This is a genomic window from Noviherbaspirillum sp., from assembly GCF_035627455.1.
Taxonomy (GTDB): Bacteria; Pseudomonadota; Gammaproteobacteria; order Burkholderiales; family Burkholderiaceae_D; genus Noviherbaspirillum.
Genome location: NZ_DASPLS010000017.1, coordinates 22,931 through 34,663 on the forward strand (window position 1 = coordinate 22,931; position 11,733 = coordinate 34,663).

General features: G+C 65.2%; 12 protein-coding genes. 11 read left to right on the forward strand and 1 reads right to left on the reverse strand.

Annotated features, from left to right (window positions below):
* The first annotated feature begins 36 nt into the window (after positions 1-36).
* The 11 genes from leuS to VEC01_RS03475 all read left to right on the forward strand — a co-directional run bounded on the left by leuS (position 37) and on the right by VEC01_RS03475 (position 11,063).
* Positions 37-2,685, forward strand: coding sequence for a leucine--tRNA ligase (gene leuS / locus VEC01_RS03425; RefSeq protein ID WP_324898773.1), 2,649 nt, complete (start codon positions 37-39; stop codon positions 2,683-2,685).
* Between the two features lie 12 nt (positions 2,686-2,697).
* Complete coding sequence (lptE, locus tag VEC01_RS03430) at positions 2,698-3,195, forward strand: LPS assembly lipoprotein LptE (protein WP_324898775.1); 498 nt, start codon at positions 2,698-2,700, stop codon at positions 3,193-3,195.
* A gap of 11 nt (positions 3,196-3,206) precedes the next feature.
* Positions 3,207-4,223 carry a DNA polymerase III subunit delta gene (gene holA, locus VEC01_RS03435; RefSeq protein WP_324898777.1) on the forward strand — a complete coding sequence of 339 codons (1,017 nt, stop codon included), beginning with the start codon at positions 3,207-3,209 and terminating at the stop codon, positions 4,221-4,223.
* A gap of 106 nt (positions 4,224-4,329) precedes the next feature.
* Positions 4,330-5,595, forward strand: a complete 1,266-nt coding sequence (locus VEC01_RS03440; RefSeq protein ID WP_324898779.1) for a glutamate-5-semialdehyde dehydrogenase — start codon at positions 4,330-4,332, stop codon at positions 5,593-5,595.
* 18 nt (positions 5,596-5,613) lie between these two features.
* Positions 5,614-6,042 carry a CopD family protein gene (locus tag VEC01_RS03445; protein WP_324898781.1) on the forward strand — a complete coding sequence of 143 codons (429 nt, stop codon included), beginning with the start codon at positions 5,614-5,616 and terminating at the stop codon, positions 6,040-6,042.
* Between the two features lie 18 nt (positions 6,043-6,060).
* Positions 6,061-6,663, forward strand: a complete 603-nt coding sequence (locus VEC01_RS03450; protein ID WP_324898783.1) for a 2-hydroxychromene-2-carboxylate isomerase — start codon at positions 6,061-6,063, stop codon at positions 6,661-6,663.
* Positions 6,664-6,833: 170 nt separating this feature from the next.
* Positions 6,834-8,039 (forward strand): class I SAM-dependent RNA methyltransferase, encoded by a 1,206-nt coding sequence (locus VEC01_RS03455; RefSeq protein ID WP_324898785.1) that lies wholly within the window; start codon positions 6,834-6,836, stop codon positions 8,037-8,039.
* Positions 8,040-8,180: 141 nt separating this feature from the next.
* Positions 8,181-8,546, forward strand: a complete 366-nt coding sequence (locus VEC01_RS03460; protein ID WP_324898787.1) for a VOC family protein — start codon at positions 8,181-8,183, stop codon at positions 8,544-8,546.
* Positions 8,547-8,578: 32 nt separating this feature from the next.
* Positions 8,579-8,848, forward strand: coding sequence for a TfoX/Sxy family protein (locus tag VEC01_RS03465; RefSeq protein ID WP_324898789.1), 270 nt, complete (start codon positions 8,579-8,581; stop codon positions 8,846-8,848).
* Complete coding sequence (locus VEC01_RS03470; RefSeq protein ID WP_324898791.1) at positions 8,848-9,525, forward strand: YafY family protein; 678 nt, start codon at positions 8,848-8,850, stop codon at positions 9,523-9,525. The genes VEC01_RS03465 and VEC01_RS03470 overlap by 1 nt, the downstream gene beginning before the upstream one ends.
* Before the next feature lie 59 nt (positions 9,526-9,584).
* On the forward strand, positions 9,585-11,063 hold the full coding sequence (locus tag VEC01_RS03475; RefSeq protein WP_324898793.1) for an NAD-dependent succinate-semialdehyde dehydrogenase: 1,479 nt from the start codon (positions 9,585-9,587) through the stop codon (positions 11,061-11,063).
* 115 nt (positions 11,064-11,178) lie between these two features.
* Here the strand turns inward: VEC01_RS03475 and VEC01_RS03480 are convergent.
* Positions 11,179-11,733: hypothetical protein (locus VEC01_RS03480; RefSeq protein ID WP_324898795.1), on the reverse strand; the 555-nt coding region annotated here is incomplete at its 5' end.

The following is an 11,733-nucleotide window of genomic DNA, read 5'->3' on the forward strand; positions in this document are numbered from 1 at the left end:
ATGGCCGGTTTACATCCACTTCCAGCATCATCCGTCATGCAAGAAAAATATCTCCCCGGAGACGTCGAAAAAGCGGCGCACGACCACTGGCATGCCATCGACGCGTACAAGACCGTCGAACACGCAAAAGACAGGAACGGCAAGGAAAAGAAAAAGTTCTACGCCTGCTCCATGCTGCCCTACCCGTCCGGCAAGCTGCACATGGGCCATGTGCGCAACTACACCATCAACGACATGCTCACGCGCTTCCTGCGCATGAACGGGCACAACGTGCTGATGCCGATGGGCTGGGACGCGTTCGGCCTGCCCGCGGAGAACGCGGCGCTGAAAAACGGCGTGCCGCCGGCAAAGTGGACCTACGACAACATCGCCTACATGAAGAAGCAGATGCAGGCGATGGGTCTGGCGATCGACTGGTCGCGCGAAGTGGCGACCTGCGATCCGAGCTATTACAAATGGAACCAGTGGCTGTTCCTGAAGATGCTGGAAAAGGGCATCGCCTACCGCAAGACGCAGGTGGTCAACTGGGATCCGGTCGACCAGACGGTGCTGGCCAACGAGCAGGTGATCGACGGCCGCGGCTGGCGCACCGGCGCGCTGGTCGAAAAGCGCGAGATCCCCGGCTACTACCTGAAGATCACCGACTACGCCGAGGAACTGCTCGACCATGTGGTCAACAAGCTGCCCGGCTGGCCGGAGCGGGTGCGCATCATGCAGGAAAACTGGATCGGCAAGAGCGAAGGCGTGCGCTTCGCCTTCCCGCACGAGATCCACGACGCCGAAGGCAAGCTGATCCAGGATGGCAAGCTGTTCGTGTTCACCACCCGCGCCGACACCATCATGGGCGTGACCTTCTGCGCGGTGGCGCCCGAGCATCCGCTGGCCTCGCACGCCGCGGCCACGAACGGGAAGCTGGCAGCCTTCATCGAGGAATGCAAGCGCGGCGGCACCACCGAAGCCGAACTCGCGCTGAAGGAAAAGGAAGGCCTGCCCACCGGCTTGTTCGTCAGCCATCCGCTGACCGGTGAAAAGGTCGAAGTCTGGGTCGGCAACTACGTGCTGATGAGCTACGGCGACGGCGCGGTGATGGGCGTGCCGGCGCACGACGAGCGCGACTTCGCGTTCGCGAAGAAATACAGCCTGCCGATCAAGCAGGTGATCGCAGTCGAAGGCGAGACCTATTCCACCGATGCCTGGCAGGAATGGTATGCCGACAAGCAGCGCGGCGTGACGGTCAATTCCGGCGCGTATGACGGGCTGGGGTACAAGGCGGCGGTCGACAGGATCGCGGCCGACCTGGCGGTGAAGGGCGACGGCGAGAAGAAGACCACCTGGCGCCTGCGCGACTGGGGCATTTCGCGCCAGCGCTACTGGGGCACGCCGATCCCGATCATCCATTGCGACTCCTGCGGCCCGGTGCCGGTGCCGGAGCAGGACCTGCCGGTGGTGCTGCCGCAGGACTGCGTGCCGGACGGCTCGGGCAACCCGCTGAACAAGCGCGAGGACTTCCTGCGCTGCGACTGCCCGCAGTGCGGCAAGCCGGCGCGACGCGAGACCGACACCATGGATACCTTCGTCGATTCCTCGTGGTACTTCATGCGCTACTGCGATCCGAAGAATGACGAGAAGATGGTCGCCGACGGCGCCAACTACTGGATGCCGATGGACCAGTACATCGGCGGCATCGAGCACGCGATCCTGCACCTGCTGTATGCGCGCTTCTGGACCAAGGTGATGCGCGACCTCGGGCTGGTCAAGGTGGATGAGCCGTTCACCAACCTGCTCACGCAGGGCATGGTGCTCAACCACATCTACTCGCGCCGCACGCCGCAGGGCGCGATCGAATACTTCTGGCCGCATGAAGTCGAGAACGTCTACGACGACAGCGGCCGCATCACCGGCGCGAAACTGAAGAGCGACGGTTCGGCCATCTCCTACGACGGCGTGGGCACGATGTCGAAGTCGAAGAACAACGGCGTCGATCCGCAGGACCTGATCGACCAGTACGGCGCCGACACCGCGCGCCTGTTCGTGATGTTCGCGTCGCCGCCGGAACAGACGCTGGAATGGAACGACGCCGGCGTGGAAGGCGCTAACCGCTTCCTGCGCCGCGTCTGGTCCTATGCGCATGCGCAGGCCGGCCGGGTGAAGGCATCGCAGGAAGTCGATTTCGGCGCGCTGCCGGAGACGCACAAGGCGCTGCGCCGCGAAGTGCACAAGATCCTGCAGCAGGCCGACCACGACTTCCGCCGCCTGCAGTACAACACGGTGGTGTCGGCGTGCATGAAGATGCTCAACACGCTGGAAGGCGCGAAGCTGGACGAATCGGCGCAGACCAACGCGGTCGTCGCGGAAAGCCTGTCGGTGTTCCTGCGCGTGCTGTATCCGGTCGCGCCGCACATCACTCATGTGCTGTGGCAGGAACTCGGCTTCCATGTCGCGTTCGGCGACATCCTCGACGCGCCCTGGCCGCAGGTCGACCCGGCGGCGCTGGAGCAGGCGGAAATCGAGCTCGTAGTGCAGGTCAACGGCAAGCTGCGCGGCAGCGTGAAGGTATCCAAGGATGCCGACAAGGCGGCGATCGAAGCCGCGGCGCTGGCCAACGAGAACGTGAAGAAGTTTGTCGAAGGCGCGCCGAAGAAGGTCATCATCGTGCCCGGCAAGCTGGTCAACATCGTTGCCTGACCGGAGATGCCGATGAAACGCCGCGCCGCCCTCGCCCTGACCGCAGCCCTCGCGCTGTCCGCCTGCGGCTTCCAGCTGCGCGGCGCCAACGGCTCCGCCGGCCTGCCGTTCAAGACCATCTACATCGGCGTGGCGGAGACCTCGCCGCTCGGCATCGAGCTGCGGCGCTACATCCGCGCCAGCGGCGACAGCAGCGTGGTCACCGATCCGAAGGAAGCCGATGCGATCATCGAAGTGCTCAACGAGGCGAAGGAAAAGTCCGCGCTCACGCTCAACACCCAGGGCCGCATCCGCGAGTATTCGCTGTTTTACCGGCTGCGCTTCCGGGTCAAGGACAACAAGGAGCGCGAACTGCTGGCGCCGACCGAGATCGTGCTGAAGCGGGACATCAGCTTCAATGAATCGCAGGTGATCGCGAAGGAAAAAGAAGAGGAAATGCTCTACCGCGACATGCAGTCCGACCTGGTGCAGCAGATCCTGCGCCGCCTGTCGGCACTGAAGACGGCCTGAGGAAAAACATCATGCAGCTGCGGCTCGACGCCCTCGACGCGCACCTGGCGAAGAATCTCGCGCCGCTGTACGTGATCACCAGCGATGAACACCTGCTGGCGCTCGAAGCTGCCGACCGCATCCGCCGCGCGGCGCGCGCACAAGGCCTGACCGAGCGCGAGGTGCTGGTGGTGGAGCGCAGCTTCAAATGGGGCGAGCTGCTGGCGGCCAACCAGTCGCAGTCGCTGTTCGGCGACCGCAAGCTGATCGAGCTGCGCATCCCGACCGGCAAGCCGGGCAAGGACGGCGGGCAGGCGCTGCAGGAATACGCGGGCGCGCTCAATCCGGACAACGTCACGCTGATCACGCTGCCCAAGCTCGACTGGCAGACCCAGAAAAGCGCATGGGTGGCGGCGCTGCAGCAGGCGGCGGTGTACATCGACATTCCGCTGGTCGAACGCACCCAGCTGCCCGGCTGGATCGGCGCCAGGCTCGCCGCGCAGAAACAAAGCGCGGACCGGCAAAGCATCGATTTCATCGCCGACCGGGTGGAGGGCAACCTGCTCGCCGCGCACCAGGAAATCCAAAAGCTGGGGTTGCTCTATCCCGAAGGCAAGCTGAGCTTCGAACAGGTACAGGATGCGGTGCTCAATGTGGCGCGCTACGACGTGTTCAAGCTGAATGAAGCGATGCTGGCCGGCGATGCGGCGCGGCTGGTGCGCATGATCGAAGGCCTGAAAGGCGAAGGCGAGGCGCTGCCGCTGGTGCTGTGGGCGATGGCGGAAGAAATCCGTACCTTGCTCAAGGTCAAGGCCGGCGCCGCCCAGGGAAAGTCGGTCGGCATGCTGCTCAAGGAATACCGCATCTGGGGACCGCGCGAGAAGCTGATGGAGCCGGCGCTGCGGCGCCTGAAGCTTTCCACGCTGGAAGCGGCGCTGCAGGAAGCGGCGCAAATCGATAAGATGGTCAAGGGATTAAGGGCCAAGGCATACGCCGGCGATGCGTGGGATGCGCTGCTGCAGCTGGGGCTGAAAGTCGCGCGCGGTTAGAGACCGCCGTGACGCAGGGTGCGCTGCGCGCACCAACCTTCGCCGCGGTGCGCAGAGCGCGCTCTACCGGGACGGGAAATTTGCAATATCGAACCAGAGTCACGACATGGACATCAAGCACTACATGAACGACCTCGGCCGGCGCGCCCGCAAGGCGTCGCGCGCAATGGCCAAGGCCGATACCGCCGCGAAGAACCGCGCGCTGTCGCTGATCGCCGCCGCCATCCGGCGCGACGCGGATGCGCTGCGCGCCGCCAACCGCCGCGACCTGGACGCGGCGCGCGAGAACGGTCTGGCCGCCGCGATGATCGATCGCCTGACGCTGTCGGACAAGGCGATCGCGACGATGGCCGAAGGCCTGGAACAGATCGCCGCGCTGCCCGACCCGATCGGCGAAATCTCCAACATGAAATACCGCCCGACCGGCATCCAGGTCGGCCAGATGCGCGTGCCGCTGGGCGTGATCGGCATCATCTACGAAGCCCGGCCGAACGTCACGGTGGACGCCGCCGGCCTGTGCATCAAGAGCGGCAATGCGACCATCCTGCGCGGCGGCTCGGAAGCGATCCATTGCAACCAGGCGCTGGCGAAGCTGGTCAAGGAAGGCCTGGTCGGCGCCGGCCTGCCGGATGACGCGGTGCAGGTCGTCGAGACCACCGACCGCGCCGCGGTCGGCGAACTGATCACCATGCCGCAGTATGTCGACGTGATCGTGCCGCGCGGCGGCAAGGGCCTGATCGAGCGGCTGATGAAGGAATCCAAGGTGCCAATGATCAAGCACCTCGACGGCATCTGCCACGTCTATATCGACGACCGCGCGGACATCGAGAAGGCGCTGAAAATCTGCTTCAATGCGAAGTGCCACCGCTACGGCACCTGCAACACGATGGAAACCCTGCTGGTCGCGCGCGCGATCGCGCCGCTGGTGCTGCCGAAGCTGGCGGAACTGTACGGCACGAAGGACGTCGAACTGCGCGCCGACGGCGAAGCGCGCGCCCTGCTCGCCGGTTATCCGCGCCTGGCCGATGCCACCGAGGAAGACTGGCGCACCGAGTACCTCGCCGCCATCCTCGCGGTGAAGATCGTCGGCGGCGTGGACGAAGCGATCGAGCATATCAACACCTGGTCTTCGCAGCACACCGACGCGATCGTCACCGAGGACTACAGCCGGGCAATGCGCTTCTTGCGCGAAGTCGACTCCGCGTCGGTGATGGTGAATGCATCGACGCGCTTCGCCGACGGCTTCGAATACGGCCTGGGCGCCGAGATCGGCATTTCGAACGACAAGCTGCATGCGCGCGGCCCGGTCGGCCTGGAAGGCCTGACCTCGCTGAAGTACGTGGTGTTCGGCCACGGCGAAGTGCGGGAATAACAACAACGGACGGAACGTATGCTCTATCTCTGGGTAAAGTCGCTGCACATCTTCTTCGTCGCTTCCTGGTTCGCCGGCCTGTTCTATCTGCCGCGCATCTATGTGAACCTTGCGATGGAAACCGACAGGAACGCCACCGCGCGGCTGCTGGCGATGTCGCGCAAGCTGTACCGCTTCATGACAATCCTCGCGGTGCCGGCCCTGGCGCTCGGCCTGTGGCTGTGGCTCGGCTTCGGCGTCGGCAAGGGACCGGGCAACGGCTGGATGCATGCGAAGCTCGCGATCGTCGTGCTCCTGGTGTTCTACCACCACGGTTGCGGCGTGCTGCTGCGCAAGTTCGAAAACGGCAAGAATACGCACAGCCACAAGTGGTACCGCTGGTTCAACGAAGCGCCGACGCTCGGGCTGCTGGGCGCCGTCGTGCTCGTCGTCCTCAAACCGTTCTGATCCGTGATGGAGGCTGCGATGACCAAGGTCTGCGACTACTACTTCGCGCCGCAATCGCCCTGGACCTACCTTGGGCACGAGCGCTTCGTCGCGCTGGCGAAAAAACACGGCGTGCAGGTGAACGTCAAACCCAGCGACATCGGCAAGGTATTCAGCGTCTCCGGCGGGCTGCCGCTGGCAAAGCGCGCGCCGCAGCGCCAGGCTTACCGGCTGGTCGAGCTCAAGCGCTGGAGCGCGCACCTGAACATGCCGCTGAACCTGCAGCCGAAGTATTTCCCGGTGCCGGGCGATCCGTCGGCGAAGCTGATCATTGCGGCCCGCTTCGCGCATGGCACCGATGCGGCGCTGGATATTGCCGGCCGCGTGATGCGGGCGGTATGGGCCGAGGAAAGGAATGCCGGCGATCCCGACACGCTCGCCGCGATCGGCAGCGAGGCCGGCTTCGACGGCCGCGCGCTGCTGAAATCGTCGGAGACCACGAGCGTGCAGGCCGAATACGACAGGTATACCGACGAAGCGATCGCGGCCAACGTGTTCGGCGCGCCATGGTACGTGTACGAAGGCGAAGGCTACTGGGGCCAGGACCGGCTGGACTTCCTGGAGCGTGCTTTCGCGAAATAGTGGATTGCAGGGTGGGCGGGGCCGCCGAGGCAGAGCGCAGCGAAACCCACCGTGTTCATCAGATGTGCCATTGCGGTGGGTTTCGCTTCGCTCTACCCACCCTACCGTTCTTTGCCAATCGGTCGGCAACGAAAGAGTGAAAAGAATTTATTACGGATAAAGGGTTCCCCATGTCGCATTCATTTTTCTGTCCCTGCCCGCGCGGCCTGGAAGCCGCGCTCGCCGAAGAAATCGGCGAGATCGCGCAGCACAGCAGCACCCTGAAGGTGCACAACCAGGTGCCGGGCGGCGTGCACTGCTCGGGTTCGCTGTCCGACAGCTACCGCCTCAACCTGCATTCCCGCATCGCGTCGCGCGTGCTGCTGCGCATCGCGAACGGCAAGTACGTCAACGAGAACGACATCTACGACCTGACGCTGGCGCAGGCCTGGGAGGAATGGTTCGACGTCGACCACACGATCCGGGTCGACCTCACCGCGATCAAGTCGCCGCTGAAAAGCCTGGAATTCACCACGCTGAAGATCAAGGACGCGGTATGCGACCGCTTCCGCGACCTGTACGGCAAGCGGCCCTCGGTCAACACCCGCACGCCCGACATGCGCATCACCGGCTTCCTCGATGCGCATACCTATACCGTCTATCTCGACACCTCGGGCGAAGCGCTGTTCAAGCGCGGCTGGCGCGAGGAAACCGGCGATGCGCCGCTGCGCGAAAACCTTGCCGCCGGCCTGCTGCGGACCGCCGGCTGGAAGCCGGGCACCGTGCTGTTCGACCCGATGTGCGGCTCGGGCACCATCCTGATCGAAGCGGCGCAGATCCTGGCCGGCATCCCGCCCGGCGCCCGCCGCAGCTTCGCGTTCGAGAAATTCCTCGGGTTCAACAGCGATGAATGGCTGGCGATCAAGGGCAGTTTCAAACCCGCACCCCTGCCCACCGCGCCGACCCTGTTCGGCAGCGACATTTCCGGCGACATGATCGTCATGACCCGCAACAACCTGCGCAAGGCCGGCATCCAGTTCGATGTGCCGCTGAAGCAGATCGAGGCGCAGGAAGTGAAGCCGCCGAGCGAGGCGCCCGGCATGATCCTGACCAACCCGCCCTACGGCGAGCGCATCGGCGTGCGCGGCGACCGCTCGCAGGAGCCGGACGAAATGGCGGCCTCCTTTTACAGCGCCTTCAGCGCGACGCTCAAGCAGCGCTTTGCCGGCTGGCAGGTTTTCCTGTTCACCGCCGACCTCGGTCTGCCGAAGATGCTGCGCCTGAAGGAATCGCGCAAGACGCCGTTCTTCAACGGCGCGCTCGAATGCCGGCTGTTCCGCTTCGACATGGTGGCGGGATTCAACCGCCGCGAAGGCGCGCTGCCGAAAGCGGAGTAGGCGCGCTGTCTGACAGGCGCAGCGAGCGGGCCGGGTCGCGCAGTAGCTTGTAAAACAGAGCCGCAAGGCTCCTGACACACTGCTGTCAGGAGCCCTCGCGCATGATGTGTCCTGCCATGAGGCAGACAACAGGAGAACATCATGCAACACATCGACTGGTTTGAAATTCCTTCCACCGACTTCGGACGCGCTTCCCGCTTCTACGAATCGGTGTTCGACTGCGAGCTGAAATCCGACAGGTTCGGCAGCTTCCCGATGGGCATCTTCACATCGCCCTCCGGCGAAGGCGTGGGCTGCGTAATCCAGGGCGAACCGTACGCGCCGGGGCCGGACGGTACCGTCATCTACCTGAATGGCGGGGTGTCGATCGACAAGGTGCTGGCGCGCATCGAACCGGCTGGTGGCCGGGTGGTGCTGGGCAAGACCGAACTGCCCGACAACCTCGGCTACATCGCCCACTTCATCGATACCGAAGGCAACCGCCTGGGCTTGCATACGATGGCCTAGACGCCGTAGCCGGCGTTTGCCACAATCGGACGATGACCAACCCGCCCATTACCGACCTGCCGGGCCTCGGCCCGAAGTCAGCGGGAATGCTCGCCGCGATCGGCGTGCATTCCCGCGCCGACCTCGCGGCGCGCGGTGCGGTCGGCGCTTACCTTGCATTGCGGCAGGCGGGGCAGCCGGCAAGCCTCAACCTGCTGTGGGCGCTGGAAGGCGCGCTGACGAACCGCGACTGGCGCGAGGTGGCGCGCGACGACCGGCTGCGCCTGCTGCTGGAACTGGAAGCGCGCGGAGGACGGGGCTGATGCAGCGCGCCGACCGCCTGTTCCAGATCGCGCAATACCTGCGCGGCCGCCGCCTGACCACCGCGAAGCAGCTGGCCGACTGGCTTTCAGTTTCCGAACGTACCATCTACCGCGACATCCGCACGCTGTCGCTGTCCGGCGTGCCGGTCGACGGCGAGGCGGGCATCGGCTACCGGATCAAGCCCGGCTACGACTTGCAACCGCTCATGTTTTCTCCGGATGAAATCGAAGCGCTGGTGGCGGGTATCCGCATGGTGCAGGCCTGGGGCGGACCGCAGCTCGCCGCGTCCGGCGCCGCCGCGCTGGCCAAGGTGACGCTGGCGCTGCCGCGCGACAAGCGCGACTTCGTCGAGGCGACGCCGCTGTTCGCGCCCGCCTTCCAGGCCGATCCCTTGCATGGCGAGCGGCTGGAAGCGGTGCGCCAGGCGATCAACCGCAGGCGCCGGCTTGATCTCGGCTATGCCGATGCCCAGCAACGCGTGACGCGTCGCATGATCTGGCCGCTCGCACTGTATTTCTGGGGCGGCACCTGGCTGGTCGCGGCATGGTGCGAGCTGCGCGGTGACTTCCGTTCGTTCCGGCTTGACCGGGTCGGCGAGCTGACCGAGGCCGATGCCTACCCCGACCAGCAGGGACGCCGGCTGCCGGATTTCGTGCGGGCGGTGCAGCGGCAATAACAGCGGCTTTGCGCTATTCTTGATGTTTTCCCACTTCGCACGAGAACGAGGAGTCCATCATGTCGCATCCCGCCAGAGGTATTCCCCCGCTGAAAGACGCCGCGCTGCTGCGCAGCCAGGCGTACCTGAACGGCGCCTGGGTTGAAGGCAACGCCAGCTTCCCCGTGACCAACCCCGCCGACGGCACCACCATCACTGCGGTGCCGAACCTCGGGGCGGAAGACACCCGCAAGGCGATCGATGCCGCCAGCGCCGCCTTCCCGCTCTGGTCCGCCAAGACCGCGAAGGAACGCGCCGGCATCATGCGCAAGTGGTACGAGCTGCTGCTGCAGCATGCGGACGACCTGGCGGTGCTGATGACCGCCGAGCAAGGCAAGCCGGTGCCGGAAGCCAAGGGCGAAGTGATGTACGGCGCCAGCTTCATCGAGTGGTTCGCCGAGGAAGCCAAACGCGTGTCGGGCGACGTGCTGGCGTCGACCTGGACCGACAAGCGCATGCTGGTGCTGAAGCAGCCGGTCGGCGTGTGCGCCGCGATCACGCCCTGGAATTTCCCGATTGCGATGATCACGCGCAAGGTCGCGCCGGCGATCGCCGCCGGCTGCACCATCGTGATCAAGCCGGCGGAGCAAACGCCGCTGTCGGCGCTGGCAATGGCCGAACTCGCGCACCGCGCCGGCATGCCGCCGGGGGTGATCAATATCGTCACCGCCGACTCGGAGCGCTCGATCGAAGTCGGCAAGGTCTTGTGCGAAAGTACCGTCGTGCGCCACCTGTCCTTCACCGGTTCGACGCCGGTCGGACGCATCCTGATGCAGCAGTGCGCGCCGACGATCAAGAAGATCGGCCTCGAACTCGGCGGCCATGCGCCCTTCATCGTGTTCGAGGATGCCGACCTCGACGCGGCGGTGGAAGGCGCGCTCGCCTCCAAGTACCGCAACGCCGGCCAGACCTGCGTCTGCACCAACCGCATCTATGTGCATGAATCCATCCATGACGCCTTCGTCGAAAAGCTCGCCGCCGGCGCGGCGAAGATCAAGGTCGGCAACGGTTTCGAATCCGGCGTGATGCAGGGCCCGCTGATCGACGACCAGGCGGTCGCCAAGGTCGAGGAGCATGTGGCCGACGCCACCGCCAAGGGCGCGAAGCTGCTTGCCGGCGGCAAGGCGCATGCGCTCGGCGGCCGCTTCTACGAGCCCACGGTCTTGGCGAACGTGACCGCCGACATGCTGGTGATGAACGAGGAAACCTTCGGCCCGGTCGCCGCGGTCACCACGTTCCGGACCGAGGACGAAGCGGTCGCCGCCGCCAACAACACGGTGTTCGGCCTGGCCAGCTACTTTTACTCGCGCGATGTCGGCCGCGTGTGGCGGGTGGCGGAAAAGCTGGAATACGGCATGGTCGGCATCAACACCGGCATCATCTCGAACGAAGTCGGCCCGTTCGGCGGCGTCAAGCAGTCCGGCCTCGGACGCGAGGGCTCGAAGTACGGGATCGACGAGTACCTCGAAATCAAGTACCTGTGCATGGGCGGGGTCTGAGGCGGAATCCCGGGCAGTGCCGGTTGGCCGGCGAACGGCCGGCCACGGTCCCGTGCCCAACGCGGCGCGGGGACCTCAGCGCGGGCAGCGGGCATCCTGCCGCCCGCGCTGCAGATTATGCGCCGTGCAGCCGCGCGCTCTGCATGATGCGCGCGACGCGCTGCTGGTGGCGCGGATAGAACACCAGCTTCGGCGCCTGGTACAGGATCGCAAACAGTTCGCCCTTGTTCACGACGGCGGTCGCGGTTCCCGACAGTTCCACGTTGTCGGCCTTGCGCACCAGGCTGTACTCGAAGCGGAAGCCTTTGCCGCCGCCGAATGAAGCGGGTTCGAGTTTCACCAGCCGGAAGGACGAGCCGTCGCGCGTCAGCATGCCTTCGAACAGGGCGACGATCTGGTCAGGCTGCATGTCCGACCGGAACTTGAAGACCTTCTTGTTGCCGCCCGCATTCGAGCCCGCGTGAATCGGTTCATCGTTCTTGAGCCCCGAATAAATCAGCAGCTGATCGACCGGCAAGCCTTCCATGGTCCAGGTCTGGCAATTCGGACCGTTCATGCCCGGCGCGCTGATCTGGTTCCATGAGCCTTCCAGGGTCAAGCGCAGGCGCTCGCCGATGTTCTGCTCGCCCGATTCGATCTTGGTCGCCGTCGCGCAGCCGGCCAATGCCAG